The sequence below is a fragment of the Specibacter sp. AOP5-B1-6 genome (assembly GCF_052376555.1).
GTDB lineage: Bacteria > Actinomycetota > Actinomycetes > Actinomycetales > Micrococcaceae > Specibacter.
Genome location: NZ_JBQSVT010000006.1, coordinates 100,736 through 117,138 on the forward strand (window position 1 = coordinate 100,736; position 16,403 = coordinate 117,138).

Sequence of the window (16,403 nt, forward strand, 5' to 3'; positions counted from 1 at the left end):
TCAGCTCCGCACGAGCGCGTAGACGGCCTCGGACGTCCATTCACCCTTGAGGTACATGTTGTCGCGCAGCACGCCCTCGAATTGCATGCCGAGCCGTTCACACACGGCCGCCGACGCGTTGTTGCGGGCGTCGAGCCGGGCCTCCATGCGGCGGAACCCCAGCCCATTCATGGCCAGGGCAAGCACCGCACGGGCCGCCTCCGTGGCCAGCCCCTGCCCTTGCGCACCAGGAGCCAGCGTCCAGCCGATCTCCCCAACACGTTCCGGGGCCGTGCCGGTGTCCGGCTTCCCGCCGCCGCTCCACTTCAAGGCAAGGTTGCCGACGAGCCCGGGCTGTCCGGCACGCTGCATGGCAAACGCAGCCCAGTCGCCCGGCTTTTCAAAGGGATCACCGATGAACCCGGCAATCCGGCCCATGCAATCAACATAGTTCCGCGGCCCGCCCAACAAATAACGGGAGGTCTCGGGCAGGCTGGCGTAGGCATGGTAATCGTCAAGGTCGTCGGCGGTGAAGCGCCGCAGCACCAGCCGCTCGGTGGTCAGTGGATACGGGATTTCGAGCATGACTAAACCATAGGCCCGATTGCCGTTCACATGAAGCACGACGGCGGGTCGTCACCGGCGGCACCCCTGGCACCGGAAAGTGATGCAGGTCTCACAAGCATGCGTACACTTCAAGTCATGACCACGACAGAACAACCGCTGCCGGCCCGGACAGTCGCCCGATATGCAATCGGCTCCCTTGGCACGGGCGGATTTGCCACTCTTCCGGGGCTGGTCCTGATCTACTACATGACGGACACCCTGGGCATTGCGGCGATCACCGCCGGGCTGCTTGTCACGTTGGCCAAGGTGTGGGACGTGGTCATCGATCCTGTCATTGGCGCCAGATCGGACTATTCACTGGCCGTTACGGGGTCCAGGCGCCGCTTCATGTTTCTGGGCGGGTTGCTGCTGCCACTCTTTTTCATCCTCACCTTCGCCGTGCCGTCCGGAATGGGCCCCGGACCCGCCGGGCTGTGGGTGCTGCTCGCCTTCATGGCCACTGCCACGGCGTTCAGCCTTTTTCAGGTCCCCTACATAGCCCTGCCAGCCGAGCTCACCGCCAGTTATGACCAACGCACCCGGCTGCTGTCGGTGCGCGTAGTGGTCCTGTCAGTTGCCATTCTGCTGTTCGGTGCGGGCGGGCCGGCACTGCGTTCCCTCGGCGGGGACAACGAGGTCCTCGGGTACTTGATCATGGCCCTGGTTGCGGGCGTGCTCATCGGGACGGCCATGATGGTGACCTCGCGGGTGGCACAGCGGGGGCTCCCCCGCCCTGCCGTTCCCGGTGCGGCCGTTCCCGGTACTGCCGTGCCCGGCAGCATTGCCAGCAACTACAGGGACGGGCTGGGCGCACTGAAGCGCAGCCCCGCATTCCGCGCCCTGTTGCTTTGTTTTGCCATCCAGGGTTTGGCCACGGGCGTCATGCTTGCCGGCGCGCAGTACGTGGCCACCTGGGTGCTGCACTCGGAATCCGCCGTCACGTTCTTGTTCGTTTCGCTCATCGGCCCGGCCCTGCTGTTCGCCCCGGTGTGGCGCATTGTTGCCGGCCGGATCGGGAAGGAGCGGGCATTTCGCTACGCCAGCATCATGTTTGGCATAGCCGCACTTGCCCTGCTCGGCATGATGGCAGCCCCGGGGGCTTGGATCTACCTTCCGGTGGCACTGGCCGGAGCCGGCTATGCGGGCATGCAGTCCCTGCCCATGTCCATGCTGCCCGACGTCATCTCCCACGATGCGAAAACCCATGGTGAGGGCTCGGCCGGAATCTTTGGCGGAGTGTGGACGGCCGGGGAAACCACGGGCATGGCCCTGGGTGCCACCGTCCTGACCCTGGTGCTGGCCGCCAGCGGCTACGTCCATTCGGCGGCCGGGGAAACAGTCATGCAGGGACCGGCAGCCATCAACGGCATCATCCTCAGCTTTAGTTTGGTCCCGGCGCTCTTGATCGTCGTCAGCCTGCTCGTGTTCCGCCGCTACCCGCTGCGCCAGCAGGACATTGATGCGGGCGCCAACAATTCAGCACCACCCCACACCAAAGGAGCCCCATGACCGCGTTCGCCGCCACCCCCGAAGAAATTCTCCAAGAGCTGGCCACACTCCGCGCGGCCGACGCCCCCACCCATGGCGGGAACGTCCTCTCCTACGTCTACGATTCGGGGCTCGCCGCCGTCGACGAACTTGCAGCCGCAGCCATGTTGGCGGTCCAGCCGCTCAACGGCCTGGACCCCACCACCTTCACCTCCGTCGCGGCCATGGAACGCGAGGTCATCGCCTTCCTGCGCACGCTCCTCGGCGGGGACGACGACGTCGTCGGAACCGTCACCAGCGGCGGCACCGAAAGCTGCATGCTGGCGGTCAAGACGGCACGAGAGAACTTCCGGGGGCCTGGGACGCCGCGGCTGTTGGCCCCGGCATCGGTCCATGCCGCGTTCCACAAGGCTGCCCACTACTTCGGGCTCACCCTTGACCTGGTTCCGGTCGACGCCGACGGCCGGGCCGGCACTGCCGCCATGACAGCCGCGATGGGCCCCAACACGGCCCTTGTGGTTGTCTCGGCCCCGTCCTACCCGCACGCTGCTTTGGACCCCGTGGCCGGGATCGCCGCGGCCGCCCGGTCAAGGGGCATCGACTGCCACGTTGATTCGTGCATCGGCGGGCTGGTGCTCCCCTTCTGGCCGGGGCTGCCGAACTGGGACCTGCGTGTTCCGGGCGTGACGAGCATTTCCGCCGACCTGCACAAATACGGCTACGCCCCAAAGGGCGCCTCGGTGCTGCTGACCCGGGGCCGGGACCGGCAGCGCCACCAATATTTTGCCACGACGTCCTGGCCCGGCTACCCCGTGGTGAATCCGACCCTGCTGGGTTCCAAGCCCGCGGCGCCGCTGGCCGCAGCCTGGGCCATCATCAAGTTGTTGGGAACCGCAGGGTTCGCGGACCTGGCTGCGTCCTGCCGCCGCTCCACGGCCGCATTGGTGGAGACGGTGGCGGGAATCGAAGGGCTGCGTGTTGTTGGGAACCCCACCGGCCCGCTCTTTGCGCTGGCTGTTGACACGAGTGCTCCGGCTGACCGCCGGATCGATCCGCACCACTGGGCAGACCGACTGAAAGTCCACGGGTTCACGGCGCAATTGCAGCCGGCCTTCACCCAGGCGGATGGCTCGATCCTGCCCCGGACCACCCACCTGACCATCACTCCCGTCACGGAATCACGCTTGGCGGAACTCAAAAATGCCATGGTGCAGGCCGGCGATGACGTCCGCGGGGTGCCTGGCATCGAGCCACAGCAGACGCTGGGTGCAGTGGATGGGCCCACAGCTGCACTGCTGGGTGGCGCCTCCGCCATCACCATGGATTCGAAAACCGCCCGCCAGGTTCTGGGGGCTCTGGGCTTGGACGGCGGCGGACTGCCGGCCGCCATGGCTCCGGTCCTGGCACTCGTTGAAGCCCTGCCAGGCGACGTCACCGAATGGCTGCTCACCGAGTTGCTGGCCGGACTGGTGGAACCCCAGCCCCTCCCCGGAAGCTGAGTACGGGGAGCGTGACTAAGGGAGCGTGACTACGAGGAGAGCACGACGGCGGCCGTCGCCTCCGCGATGGCCCGCTCCTCGTCGGTGGGAACCACGAGCACCGGAATCAGTGAATCCGGGGCGCTGATCACCCGGGGCGCACCCGACCGCTCGAGGTTCGCTGCGCCGTCGAGCTTCACGCCAAGTGCACCCAGCCGGGCAACAGCCTGCGCGCGGAACTCGGCGGAATTCTCGCCAATGCCGGCCGTGAACACGAGTGCGTGCGTCCCGCCCACCGCCACGTGGTAGCCGCCAATGTACTTCGCCAGCCGGTACGAGGTGATGTCCAGGGCAGTTTGGGCGCGCCGGTCCCCGGCGGCAGCTGCATCGACAATGGTGCGCATGTCGTTGTCGCCGAAGAGCGCCTTGAGCCCGGAATCCCGGTTCAGCATCGTGTCGATCTCGTCGGCGGACAGGCCCTGGCGCTGCAGGAAAATCAGGATGGACGGGTCGATGTCGCCGCTGCGGGTGCCCATGACAAGGCCCTCCAACGGCGTGAACCCCATGGACGTGTCAATGCTGGCGCCGCCCTGAATGGCGGTAAGCGAAACCCCGTTGCCCAAGTGCGCCACCACCGCGTTGAAGCCGGCCAACGGCACGCCCAGCAGCTCCGCGGCCCGGGCCGTCACGAACTCGTGCGAGGTCCCGTGGAAGCCGTAGCGCCTGATCCCGTACTGCCGGTACAGCTCGTCCGGGACGGCATACCGCCAGGCGTGTTCGGGCAGGGTGCGGTGGAACGCCGTGTCAAAAACGGCCACCTGCGGCATGTCCGGCCATTTGGCGGTGATGGCGCGGATGCCCAGCACATTCGCCGGGTTGTGCAGCGGGGCCAGGGGGTTCAGCCGCTCAATCGAGCGGGTAATCTCATTGTTGATGAGCACGGGTTCGCTGAAGCGTTCCCCGCCGTGCACCACGCGATGTCCGACGGCGTCCAGCGGCTTGTCCGCCAGCTCACCTGCCAGCGCGGCGGCCACCTGTTCCATGGCCTCGGCGTGGTCGGCCGGCCCGCCGGCATCCTCCCCGATGCGGTCAATCAAGCCGGTCGCGGCAACCTCGTTGGTGCCGGTGTCCCGCACCTGGTACTTCAGGGACGACGAACCGGAGTTGATGACGAGCACGCGCATTAGGAATCCTTCGCTTCGGTCGGTTCTGCCGGGCCCTGGGCCTGGATGGCGGTGATCGCCACGGTGTTCACGATGTCTTCCACGGTGCAGCCGCGGGAGAGGTCGTTGATCGGCTTGTTCAAGCCCTGCAGGACAGGTCCGACGGCGACGGCCCCGGAGGATTGCTGCACCGCCTTGTACGTGTTGTTGCCGGTGTTCAGGTCCGGGAAGATGAACACCGTCGCCTGTCCGGCAACAGTTGAGGCCGGCAGTTTTGATGCGGCGATGGAGGCGTCCACCGCAGCGTCGTACTGGATGGGCCCCTCAATGGCCAAGTCCGGCCGCGCCGCGCGGGCCAGCTCGGTCGCCCTGCGCACCTGCTCAACAGCCTCGCCGGAGCCGGATCCGCCGGTGGAATAGGACAGCATGGCGATGCGCGGCTCCACCCCGAACTGGACGGCCGTTTCGGCCGAGGCAATGGCAATGTCGGCCAGCTGTTCCTCGTTGGGTTCGGGATTGACGGCGCAGTCCCCGTACACCAGGACCCTGTCCGCCAACAGCATCAAAAACACTGATGAAACGATCCGCACGCCCGGCCGGGTCTTCACAAATTCCAGCGCTGGCCGGATCGTGTTTGCCGTGGTGTGGGCGGCGCCGGAGACCATGCCGTCCACGTGGCCCAGCTGGACCATCATGGTGCCAAAGTAGGATCCGTCCGCCATGACCTCCCGGGCACGGTCCAGGTCCACACCCTTGTGGGCGCGCAGCCGCTGGTACTCAACGGCGAAGGACTCCCGCAGGGGTGAGCTTGCGGGGTCCACAATAGTGATTCCGCGCAGCTCAATGCCCTGTGAGGCGGCCTGCTCTTCAACTGCCTGCACCGAACCCAAAATGGTGAGGTCGCATACGTCGCGGCGGTGCAGAATCTCAGCGGCAGCCAGCACCCGGGCGTCGCTGCCTTCGGGCAGGACAATGTGCTTGCGCTCGCTGCGGGCACGCTCAATCAGTTCATGCAGGAACCGCAGCGGGGTCATGGTCGCCGGCCGTGGCAGGGTGAGCCTGTCAAGGAGTTCGGCTTCGTCCACACTGCGTGCCCAGGCACCCAGGGCGGCCGCGACCTTGCGCCGCTGCCCGGAATGGATCTCACTGCGCACCTCGCTGACGGCCCGGGCGGTGCTGTAGGTGTCGTCGTCGGACGCAAAAACCGGGAACGGTGCGTGCGCCAGAAAAGGGAGCACGTGCGGGTCCGGGGCAAGGCCGCCGGTGAGGACCATGCCGCTGGGGACGGGAAACTCGGGCGAAAAGGCAGACGCCAACGTCGCGACCATGACGTCGGCACGGTCGCCGGGGACAATCACCAGGTCGTTGGCCTCGAGCAGGTGCAGGAAGTTGCCCACCGTCATAGCGGCGACCTTGATGGCGTGGACGTCGCGTTCCAACTCGGAGCTGCCGGCCATCTGGCGCAGGCCCAGGGCGGACGCCACTTCCCCCACTGTGGGGCGGGAAATTTCAGCAATCTCGGGGATCACATAGACGGGCCTGCTGCTGAGGCCCGGACGCACCGCCGCCTTGATGGCGTCCAGGTCCGACGGGTCGGCCCGGTTGACCAGCATGGCCAGCAGCGTGCATTTCTCGGAGGCAAGCTCCTTGCGGGCCACGTCAACGGCGTCGGCGATCTCCGCCGCAGCCAGTCCGCCGGCACCGACAACCGCCAGCATGGGCAGGCCCAGGTTGTTGGCGAGGCGGGCGTTGAGGTCGAATTCAACGGCTGCGTCCTGGCCGGTGAGCTCGGTCCCCTCCACAATGACGACGTCGCAATTCTTGGCGATCGCGCTGAAAATCTCCACGGCACGTGCGTCAATTTCCTCGCGCCGGCCGGCCGCCAAGAGGGCCCGTGCCTCACTGCTTGTCATGCCTGCCCGGCACACGTCGGGGGCTAGCTGGTACATGCGGCGCAGCATGGCGACGGTGGGGTCCTGCCCGGGATCGGCCGCAGAGGTGATGGGGCGGAAGAAGCCAATCCTGTCCGCGCGCCGGTGCAGGGCATCCGCCAGTCCGAGGGACACCAACGTTTTTCCCGAACCTGGGGTGGTGGCACTGACATAAATTCCACGGGTCATGGTCATTTTCCGCCTTTCGCTCGTCTTCCATTATCCAAGCACGGTGCGACGGTTTCCGGGGCACATGGCGGCGGGAATCATTGCAGCGCCTGCTTCCGCCTAGAGTTGTGGCATGGATGGAATGGGCGAGCTCTTATTTGGCCGCGTTGACGGCGGTCTGGGCATGGCGGTTGTTGCACTGAGGATTGCCGGTGTGCTGTTAATGTGCGCGGCCTTGGTGCTTTTGGGTCGACGCCATGAACTCGGCTGGTGGCTGGCGGCCGGGGCGTTCCTGATGCCCGGGCTGGCCAACATTGCCCAATTCCCCGCCACCATCATCAGCTCCCCGATGGCATTGGCCTTGTACGCCATCGGCATTGCCGTGCCACTGCTCCTGACCATCGGCGTCGCCTTTTACGGGCTGTTGTCATTCCAAAAGCTCCCGCATTCCGCCCCCATGACGCGTGCCGTCACGCCGCAGCCGTTCCGGTTCACTGACATTGTGGCACCGCTGGTGGTGGCCCTGGCCTGTGCGGCAGCATCCATGATTGCCGTCATTTCGCTGTACCTGAACTTTTCCGGCCCCCTCACCCTGTCCCGGCTCCCCCTGGGCGCGTTGATGGTGTCAGGTTTTTTCTACGGGCTGCTGCCGGCTGGTTTGCTGGGGCTTGCACACCGTTCCCGCTGGGCATGGTTTCTGGTGGTGGCCGGCTCCGCTTTCGCCATTTTGGGCACTGCCGCCTCGGCCCAAGGCTCGGTCTTGATCTTCCTCTACCTCGCCCAGGGCGCCCTCGCAATTTATGGTTGGGGCCGCTGGGCCGGGCTTCCTGCCGGCAACGGACAGGCCAAGGCCCCGGCGGCGCGGCAACCATAACGCCCGGCAGGGCACGGAACCACCCACCATTGACAGCACCGGCCGCGCCGTGGTCAGATGAAATGGCTTGCCGACAATGGTTGGCTTGCCGCCATGAAACGAACCGACCCGAAGGAGGACCCAATGATTGTTTTCGCAGCATTCCGCGCCCAAAACATCCGCAATGCCCTCCACAGGAGTCGATTCACCCATGAAGAATTCTGCTGACCAACAGCACTTCGAAAAAACCACCCGCAAGTCCGCCCAGCGCCGCAGCCCGAGATCCGGCAAAGGCTTTGCCGAGTCACAGGAACGCCCCGCGGACTGGAACGTCCTTGACGATGCCCTCGCGGACAACCAGCGCTGGTCCACCTGGCCCGAACTTGAAAAGCTCATGCGCGGACCGTCGCCCCATCCCCCGTTTGTCATTGAGGATGCCGCCGCCATTGACACCGACCTTGGCGTCCTGAAGACCGGCAAGGAGGCGGACGTTTTCCTGGTTGAGCGGGCCACTGACTCCCGCAGCGCCCTCATGGCCGCCAAACGGTACCGCTCGGCCGAACAGCGCCTGTTCCACCGTTCGTCCGCCTACACGGAAGGCCGGTCTGTCCGGCGCTCCCGTGACGCCCGGGCCCTCAAGAACGGCAGCAGTTACGGCCGCGAAGTGGAGGCCGCCCGGTGGGCCAACGCCGAATGGACGTACCTGCGCATGGCGCATGAAAATGGGATCCCCGTGCCGTATCCGGTGCAGATCTGCGGCAGCGAAATCATGATGGAGTTCATCGAGGACCCGGAACACCCCGGCGCAGCGGCCCCGCGGCTGCAGTCGGTCCACCCGGACCGGCAGCGGCTGGAAAGTTATTGGGAGCAGCTCGTCGACGCCATGACAGCGTTCGCCCGGATGGGCTTCGCCCATGGCGACCTCTCGCCCTACAACGTGTTGGCCGCCGGCGACCGTCTGGTGGTCATCGACCTGCCGCAGCTGGTTGACCTGGCCGGCAACCTGCAGGGGGCGGAACTGCTGGCCCGGGACTGCAGGAACATGTGTGCCTGGTTCACGTCCCGCGGCCTGGAGGTCGACGACGGTGAGCTTCTGGACGGGCTGCTCGCCTCAGCCTGGTGAGTCGCTGATCTCACCGAGTGCTGGTTGGGCCCGGGGCCACGGCACCGGGCCCACGCTGGACGTCCAACCAGCGGTCCCACACCGGCGCCACAAGTTCATACAACGCCGCATATCCTTCGGAGCGCGGGTGGGCACCGTCGCCTTCGAGCACCTGCCGGCGCCAGACTGGGTCCACTTCCAAGGCGTGGAAGACCGGCACAAACGGTATCCCCCGGCCGCGGCACAGCGACTGGTAGCGCTCCGTGAGCTCGCGAATTTGCACATTCTGCGCATCGTCGGCAACTGCCGGCGGCCCCACCACCAGAACGGGATCGCCGGCGAACAGGTCCAGAAGCTGCTCAAGGTTGGTGCAGGAGTCCTCCAGCGGGACGCGGACACGGCCGTCAACGAGCGTGGTGTCGTTGACACCCATGGACAGCACAATGAGGGTCTGCCGGTCGGCAGAGCGCCGCGCGTCAACCTCTCCCCGGCACCTGGCCAGTATGTTTGCGGAGGTGTTTCGTCGGATGCCCAGGTTGTAGGCGGTGATGGGGTTTCCCGCGGCCGAGGTGCGCACCGCAAGCCGCCCGGTCCAGCCCAGCGCGGTCTCGTCCCCAATGCCGGCCACGAACGAGTCCCCGACGAAGCAGAGCTGCATCCCGGCGTCGTCCATCAAACGGGGCGGACCTTGCCGGGCAGGAAGGGCAGCCACGGGGCGGTGTAGACGAGGCTCGCCGGCTCGCCCTCCGCAACGCTGAAGCCGGCCTCGCCGAACTTCCAAAGTCGGTTGTACAAAAAGATGCTGACCTCGACGTCCCCGGCGACCTTCCAATTGCGCGTGCCCCACTGGGTTGGCTGGGCCGTGCCGTCAATCACCACGGTCGGCTTCGGAAACCACCCCAGCCACGGCTTGCGGAGGGTCAGTTCAAAACGGTGCGTTGCGTGCGGGAGTTCAGTCACGCTGTCAGCCTATCCGCTGATCTGAATCATCCCGGACCGGCCGCCGCAGTTCCCATGCCCGCTCCGGTGCAAGCGCCGCGAGAAAGGCCTCGTCGTGGCTCGAGACGATCAAGGCCCCCTTGTATCCTGCGAGCGCCGACACCAGCTGTTCGGTGGAAACGAGGTCCAGGTTGTTGGTGGGTTCGTCCAGGAGCAGCAGCTGCGGTGCCGGCCGCGCCAACAGGATCCGGGCCAGGGCCACCCTGAACCGTTCCCCGCCTGAGAGCTCCCCCACCGGCTGGTTGACCAGCTCCCCGCGGAAGTGAAACCGGGCCAACTGTTCCCGAACATCGGACAGTGCCGCCGACGCCGCCGCCGCGCGCACGTTTTCCAGGACGGTCAGTGAATCGTCCAGGCCTTCCCAGGATTCGTCATCCCCGCCGGAACCGATTCGCTGCCGCAGGTATCCAAGCGGCACGGCGGCCTGATGCACCAACGCGTCCAGAAGGGTCGTCTTGCCCACACCGTTGGGCCCGGTCAGCATGACCCGCTCGGGTCCGCGCAGCGTAAGTCGCATGTCGGGCGAAAGCGGGGTGCCGCCGTCGTGCATCATCCCCAGGGCCACCGCAGACGCCGGTGCGTTGAGCACCGTCCGGCCCTGCGGCACGGCCGTGTCCGGCAGGTCTATCCGGATGCGGGACTCGGCAAGCAGGGAGTCTTTGGCGTCGGCCAGTGCCGTGGCAGCGTCGGATTCCCGGCTCCCCATGGTGCCGCGCATCTTCCCGGCCGACTCTTCTGCCCGCTTGCGGAGTTCGTTGGCAAGGATCTTGGGCAGTGAGTCAGCAGCCTTGCGGCCCTGCTTGGCGCGGCGGGCAATCTTCGTCTCCGCCTCGATCCGCTGGCGCTTTTCGCTGGCAAGCCGGGCACCGGCATCGCGGACCAGCCGCTTGGCGCTGTCGCGCTCAGCCGCCAACTCCGCCTGGAAAACGTCCCAATTCCCGCCGTGCCGGACCAGCTGCACCCGCTCCCCGGTCCACGCGCGGCTGCGGACGGGCCGGAGTTCGGCGATCGCGTCAACACGTTCCAGCAGCGCGCGGTCGTGGGTGGCCACCACCAGCGTGCCGCGCCACCTTTCAACGGCGTGATGGAGCCGCTCCCGGGCGGTGCGGTCCAGGTTGTTGGTCGGTTCGTCGAGCAGCGTGATGGGCTTCGCGGCAAGCTCCAACCCGGCCAGGGCGGCGATCATGGCCTCCCCGCCGGACAGCGTGCCCACGGTCCGGTCCAGGAATTCCGGCCCGGCAGCGGGCAGCCCGTAACCGGCCAAAAGTGCGACGGCGCGTTCCTCCAGGTCCCAGTCGTCGCCGATAAGCTCAAGATTCTCTGCCATGTTTTCCTCGTGGCCGGCCAGGACCCGGACCAGGGCGCGGCGCTTTTCGGCCAGGCCCAGCAGTTCCGTGACGCTTTGCCCGGTGCGCAGGGTCAGCTTTTGCGGCAGGTAGGCCACGGGCGACGACGTCGCCAGGGTCCCGCTGCTGGGCACCAGTTCCCCGGCAATCAAGCGCAGCAACGCGGTCTTGCCCGTGCCGTTGGTGCCTACCAGGCCTGTGCGGCCCGCGGCGAAGACGGTGCTGAAGCCATCAAATGCGGGGGTGCCGTCGGGCCAGGAAAAGGCAAGGTGGGACAGCGAAATGGGGTGGGTGTTCTGCATGGTTCTCCTCGACAATGAAGGCGCCGGGAGCTGCGGTCCGCGCCTCGTGGGGCGGAGCGTGCATCACTTCAGCGCTGGTTAGGCGAAAGCAAACCAAGTCTTCAACGGAATTTTCCTCACGGAGGGGACAGAACTTGTCCAGTGTCGCACGGGACGGGCCGGGGTTGTCAAGGGGCGGGGTTGCATGACAGCTTCATCGTTTACGCTGCAAGGTATGACTAATGCCGCCGGAGAACTCGGAAACACTGCTGCCCATTGGTGGGCCGCGGTCCTCAGCGGCTTCACCCGCACCGACGCCCCCAGCGTTTCGGCATTCCTTTTGTTGGCCATCGTGGCGGCGGCCGTGCTGCTGAGCATCCCGCGCGTGACGTGGCGCTGGTTCGGCCTCTATGTGACGTTTGTGCATGAACTCGGCCACGCTTTCGCCGCCCTCATGACCGGCCGGTACATCCACGGACTCAAGATCGGGCTGGACCATTCAGGCCAGCTCGTCAGCAGCGGCCGGCGCGGCTTCAGCGCCACCTGGTCAGGCTTTTGGGGCTACCCGGCCCCCGCCGTGGTTGGCCTTGCCTTGGTCTGGTCGGTGTCTGCCGGCTGGGCCGGCGCCGCGGCGTCCGTGGGTGCGCTCGTGCTGCTGCTGGCCTTGATTTTTCTCCGAAATTTCACCGGCATCTGCGTGGCCCTGGTCAGCGCGGCCATGGCCCAATGCCTTGTCATGTTCACCGACGCACAGACCGTCAGCTATGTGGTCCTGGCCCTGGGCATCGCACTGGGTGTTGGTTCGGTGCGTGATTTCTTCAAGGTGGCCGCCGTCCATACCCGGCGTCGGTCCCGGTTGGCCAGTTCCGACGCGTACATCCTGGCGCAGTCCACAGGGGCGCCGTCGTTCATCTGGCTGTCCGGCTTCGCCGTGGTGATCGCCGGATCCGCCGCACTTTCCACCTGGCTGCTCTGGGGCCTGCTGGCAACCTGATCCCCGGCCGTGCGGGTCCCTTCCCGGCGCTTGCACGGTTTCCGTTACTCTTTGTATTGGCGCACGCCCACCATCTGTCCCTGGACAGGACCAGATTCGCACTCCGGGGATCGCTGGCGGCGCAACCATTTGGAAAGGGTCTTTCATGAGCAATTACAACGGGGCACCGCAGCCCCCATACAACTCACCGGTTCCCGGTGCGCCCGCTCCCCAGCCTGGTCCGTCGAACCGCAAGACCCTCGTCATCGTGTTTGGGTCCATTGCTTTTGTTGTGGTGCTTGCCTTGATCGCCTTGTTTGTGTGGGTCATCCCTGCGTTGACGAAGGTCGCGGCCAACGATCGGCCCGCCCCCATCTCGAGCTCGGGCCCGGCGAGCGCTGCGGCCACGGACGCTGAAACGAAGCCGGAAACGGAGCCGGCGCCCACCGAAACCGCTTCTGCCGAGTCTTCACCCACTTCTGCTGCCGGTGACGAGATGCCTGAGGGCGCGGTCGCACTGCCGTCGGGCTGGGACGAACTTGACGGCCCCAGCAACGTCCCGGACGACGACGATCCGCTGTTCGGGAAGTTCGTCACGGGTGAGTCCTCGTTCCAGCACCTCAAATCATGGAGCTACGACGGCACGTTTGGCATCACCAAGGATCCGGAAACCGGTGAGGCGATGCAGCAGGTCGCCCAAGGCACCGAGGAAAAGGATGCCGACGGAATTTCCATGGCCTTTGCCTTCTTCGCTGAATCCAGCGAAGGCAAGTACGGCACCGATCCGGCCAAGGTGAAGGCCGCCATCCAAGCCACACAGGACAAGCTCGCCGCCACCCCCGCCGCCGAGCTGCCCCAGCAATTGGTGGGACACAAATGCGCCTCGGACTTCCAGTCCAGCACCCCGGAAACCCGCGAGTTTCGGCGCGGTCTCGCCGTTGTGGTGACCTTCAGCTGCAAGACTGCCGGAGGAGAAGACATTCAAGCGGTGAACCTTTTCTCCGTGACGCCGTGGGGCACCCCGCAGCGGACGGGCATCAGCGGCCACAAGAGCTACTGGGACGCGAACCCCGGCACGCTTGAACTGCTGGCCAACTCCTACCGCATCAACAAGTGGAAGCTTTAAGGCAGCCGGCAACGCCCCTTATCCCAGACGGAACGAAGCCACGGCAACAGCCCCGGACATGACCATGCGGATGTCGGCCGGCCCCGCATCAGGGGTGGCCGGCAGTTCGAAGCTGAACTCGCCGCTGCTCCCTGCCGGGATGTCCAGCCCCACCCACGGAAGCCAGCGCGCGGCTGCCCCGGCCCGTTCGAAGGCGATGCGTCCTCCGTCGCTCCTGGCAACGCATAGCGTGCCCCGGCCGACCGGAGACGCCGGGGCCGACTGGGCTGGCTGGGCTGGCGCCCAGTTGCGGTATTCCGCCACCGCCCGGGCATGCCCCGCCATGACGGCGGCGGCCGTGCCGGCAAGGCGGATTTCCGGCACCAGTTCAAGGCCGTGGGCGGCATCGAAATGCTCGGCGCGAATCTCGTCGCCCGGCTGCCTGTCAGGACTGCCGACCCCGGTGAGGACCAGGCTTGCCGCCAGAGGCAGATCCACGGCCGAGCTGCCGGCCAGGAAAATGTACTCGCCGGGTTCGGTCAGCATGCGCAGCGCCGTGACACTGAAGGTGGCCAGCCGCGGCCGGGGCACTGTCACCGTGACGCGGCGCGCCTCCCCTGCCGGCACCCGCACCCGGCTGTGTCCGGCCAGCAGCCTCCGCGGGAACTCAAAGCGGTGGCCGGGCGCTGCCACATAAATCTGGACCAGCTCCTCGGCCTCACGCGTGCCGGTGTTGCGCACGGTGAGCGTCACCTCAATGCCCTGCTCGCCGCGATCTGCAACGAGCAGTTTGCTGTACTCAACCGCGGCATAACCGAGGCCGTGGCCCATTGGATACAGCGGCTCCGCCGTCGAGTATTGGTATGTGGCCCGTGCGGAAATGATGTCGTAATCCAAAATGTCGGGCAGGTCGCAGTCCTTGGCAAACCAGGTTTGCGGGAGCCGCCCGTACGGCTCGACCGCCCCTGACATGACCGCCGCCAGACCGTGCCCCAACTCCTGGCCGGCATGGGAGGACCACAGGATCGCCGGCACGTCGGCCAGCTCGCCCAGGGAGTACGGGTAGGACGAAATAATCACCAGCACGGTGTTGGGGTTGGCCTCGCGCACCACCCGCACCATCTCCTGGTCGCGCTGGGAAAGGTCCAGCGTGCTGCGGTCAAGCGTTTCCCGCCCGCCCAGGTGCGGATCGTTGCCAACGACGACGACGGCGACAGCCGCCTCCCCGGCGGCCCGCGCAGCCGCTTCCAAGCCGTTCTCCTGGATCCGCAGCGTAAAAGTGTCGGCCACGTCAATGCCGCCGGCCAGCAGCAGGGCACTTCCGGTGTGCGCTTCAACATGGACCCATTTGCCGGTGCCAACATGCTGCAGCCGCACACCGCCGTCGCTGCCACGGTGCAGGCGGAAGGTTTCCTGCACAATCCAGCCGCCGACCCGGCTCGCGCGTGGGTACAGATAGCCGTCATTCCCGGCCGCCAGCAGCAGCCCGTTTGTCCGCGAGCGCAGGGTGGCTTCACCGCCGCCCCAGTCCTGCAGCTCAAACAGCTGGTCCGGGCCCGCCGCTGCGGAGTTTGCGGCCAGTGCGGCCTTCTCCCCTGCACTGCCCAAATAACGTCCGGTGCGGTTGCTGCGCAGGGCGACGACGTCGTGCCCGCCAACTGCTGCCACACCCGGATACAGCTCTGCGAGGCCCTCGGCCAGGCTGACGGCGTACTCGGGAGTCCCGCTGTACCAGTCGGTGAGGACACGGCTTCCCAGCGCACCAATCACCGCCACGTGCCCGGGTGCGGCCGGCAGCGGCAGGAGGGGGCCCGGCGTCGGACTTCCCGATGCGGGGGATGGGGAGGGGGCCGGGAGATTGTTGGCCAGCAGGACCACGGATTTCGCCGCCGCTTCACGGGCCAGCAGTCGGTGGGCCTCTGCTTGGCGGGCCTCGTCGGCAGCCGACGGCAGCGGCACGGGGCCGCCCCGAAACTCGCCGGTTGCGGCTCGCAGGCGCAGCAGCCGCAGGACGCTCGCATCGACGTCGTCCATGGAAATCAGCCCGCGCTCCAGCGCCTGCGCCAGGTGGGAAATGGAGGGTGCGGAGTCTGCGCCGTCGTCCGTGAAGTTGTCCACCCCGGCCAGCAGCGCCGCGGCATAGGCGGCCGGCGCGTCCGGGAAGTACTTCTCGGCCGTGTACAAGCTCGTGGGCGCTCCCGCGTCCGTGACGATCGCCAGCCCGGCGCCGCCCGGCCACTGGCGCACATGCTCGGCCACGAGGTCCGAGACGTGGGCCGGCATGCCGTTGACAAGGTTGTAGGAAAGCATGACGGCGCCCACGGCACCATCGGCGATGGGCGTGCTGTAGGCGGGCAGCTCATATTCATGCAATACCCGGGCGCGCAGCTGCGTTGAGGAGACGTTGCGGTCCACCTCATTGTTGTAGCCCAGGAAATGCTTGAGGGTGGGCGTGGTCTGCCAAACATCAGGCTCGTTGCCGCGCAAGCCCCGGCAGAAGGCCGAGGCCAACCGGCCGGTCAGCACCGGGTCTTCAGAGAAGCCCTCTTCGTTCCGGCCCCACAACGGGTGCCTGAGCGGGTTGACCACGGGGGCCCACACATTGAGGCTGACCGACGGATCCGCCGCGTGCTTTGTCCGGACCTCGGCACCCACCGCTTCGCCAACGCGGCGCAGCAGGTCTTCGTCCCAGGTGGCGGCCAAGCCCACCGGCTGCGGAAAGACCGTGGCTTTTCCGAGCCAGGCCACGCCGTGGGCGCCCTCGGTGCCTGTCGCGAACGCGGCGATGCCCAGACGGTCCACGGCGGGGGAATGCTGGTGCAGCATGGCCAGCTTCTCGTCCGCGTTCAACTGCCGCAAGAGTTCTTCGGGGCTGCCCGCGGGCGGCGCGGGAGCGGGCTCCGTGGCAGTCATGGCAACAGGGAAGGTCAT

At 66.7% G+C, this 16,403-nt stretch carries 13 protein-coding genes; 6 read left to right on the forward strand and 7 right to left on the reverse strand.

Annotated elements, in window-relative coordinates:
* The gene (locus ACT3TS_RS04625) at positions 1–564 is read right to left on the reverse strand and encodes a GNAT family N-acetyltransferase (protein ID WP_444530317.1); all 564 of its coding nucleotides are present in this window, start codon (positions 562–564) and stop codon (positions 1–3) included.
* A 117-nt stretch (positions 565–681) separates the two neighbouring features.
* Between ACT3TS_RS04625 and ACT3TS_RS04630 the strand changes: the two genes are divergently transcribed.
* Positions 682–2,094, forward strand: coding sequence for an MFS transporter (locus tag ACT3TS_RS04630; RefSeq protein ID WP_444530318.1), 1,413 nt, complete (start codon positions 682–684; stop codon positions 2,092–2,094).
* Positions 2,091–3,572: a pyridoxal phosphate-dependent decarboxylase family protein gene (locus ACT3TS_RS04635; protein WP_444530319.1), complete on the forward strand. Its 1,482-nt coding sequence runs from the start codon at positions 2,091–2,093 to the stop codon at positions 3,570–3,572. The genes ACT3TS_RS04630 and ACT3TS_RS04635 overlap by 4 nt, the downstream gene beginning before the upstream one ends.
* A gap of 29 nt (positions 3,573–3,601) precedes the next feature.
* Here ACT3TS_RS04635 and ACT3TS_RS04640 read toward each other — a convergent pair whose 3' ends face one another.
* Both ACT3TS_RS04640 and pta read right to left on the reverse strand, forming a co-directional pair.
* A complete protein-coding gene (locus ACT3TS_RS04640; RefSeq protein WP_444530320.1) occupies positions 3,602–4,735 on the reverse strand; it encodes an acetate/propionate family kinase in 1,134 nt (377 codons plus the stop codon).
* Positions 4,735–6,834, reverse strand: coding sequence for a phosphate acetyltransferase (gene pta / locus ACT3TS_RS04645; RefSeq protein WP_444530358.1), 2,100 nt, complete (start codon positions 6,832–6,834; stop codon positions 4,735–4,737). Before pta ends, ACT3TS_RS04640 begins: the two co-directional genes overlap by 1 nt.
* A gap of 112 nt (positions 6,835–6,946) precedes the next feature.
* Here pta and ACT3TS_RS04650 point away from each other — a divergent pair, with 112 nt between their 5' ends.
* Together ACT3TS_RS04650 and ACT3TS_RS04655 are read left to right on the forward strand one after the other, a co-directional pair.
* Positions 6,947–7,687, forward strand: coding sequence for a hypothetical protein (locus tag ACT3TS_RS04650; RefSeq protein WP_444530321.1), 741 nt, complete (start codon positions 6,947–6,949; stop codon positions 7,685–7,687).
* Positions 7,688–7,877: 190 nt separating this feature from the next.
* Complete coding sequence (locus ACT3TS_RS04655; RefSeq protein ID WP_444530322.1) at positions 7,878–8,789, forward strand: serine protein kinase RIO; 912 nt, start codon at positions 7,878–7,880, stop codon at positions 8,787–8,789.
* 10 nt (positions 8,790–8,799) lie between these two features.
* Here ACT3TS_RS04655 and ACT3TS_RS04660 read toward each other — a convergent pair whose 3' ends face one another.
* From ACT3TS_RS04660 to ACT3TS_RS04670, 3 genes are read right to left on the reverse strand one after another with little or no spacing between them, the layout of a single operon-like run.
* On the reverse strand, positions 8,800–9,441 hold the full coding sequence (locus ACT3TS_RS04660) for a GDSL-type esterase/lipase family protein (RefSeq protein ID WP_444530323.1): 642 nt from the start codon (positions 9,439–9,441) through the stop codon (positions 8,800–8,802).
* Entirely contained in the window at positions 9,441–9,728 is a 288-nt protein-coding gene (locus ACT3TS_RS04665) for a hypothetical protein (RefSeq protein WP_444530324.1), read from the reverse strand. The genes ACT3TS_RS04660 and ACT3TS_RS04665 overlap by 1 nt, the downstream gene beginning before the upstream one ends.
* 4 nt (positions 9,729–9,732) lie before the next feature.
* Complete coding sequence (locus tag ACT3TS_RS04670; protein WP_444530325.1) at positions 9,733–11,415, reverse strand: ATP-binding cassette domain-containing protein; 1,683 nt, start codon at positions 11,413–11,415, stop codon at positions 9,733–9,735.
* A 214-nt stretch (positions 11,416–11,629) separates the two neighbouring features.
* On the opposite strand from ACT3TS_RS04670, the gene ACT3TS_RS04675 reads away from it, so the two are divergent.
* Both ACT3TS_RS04675 and ACT3TS_RS04680 read left to right on the forward strand, forming a co-directional pair.
* A complete protein-coding gene (locus ACT3TS_RS04675; RefSeq protein WP_444530326.1) occupies positions 11,630–12,388 on the forward strand; it encodes a M50 family metallopeptidase in 759 nt (252 codons plus the stop codon).
* Positions 12,389–12,533: 145 nt separating this feature from the next.
* On the forward strand, positions 12,534–13,493 hold the full coding sequence (locus tag ACT3TS_RS04680; protein ID WP_444530327.1) for a hypothetical protein: 960 nt from the start codon (positions 12,534–12,536) through the stop codon (positions 13,491–13,493).
* 18 nt (positions 13,494–13,511) lie between these two features.
* Here ACT3TS_RS04680 and ACT3TS_RS04685 read toward each other — a convergent pair whose 3' ends face one another.
* Positions 13,512–16,403, reverse strand: a complete 2,892-nt coding sequence (locus ACT3TS_RS04685; RefSeq protein ID WP_444530328.1) for a glycoside hydrolase family 3 C-terminal domain-containing protein — start codon at positions 16,401–16,403, stop codon at positions 13,512–13,514.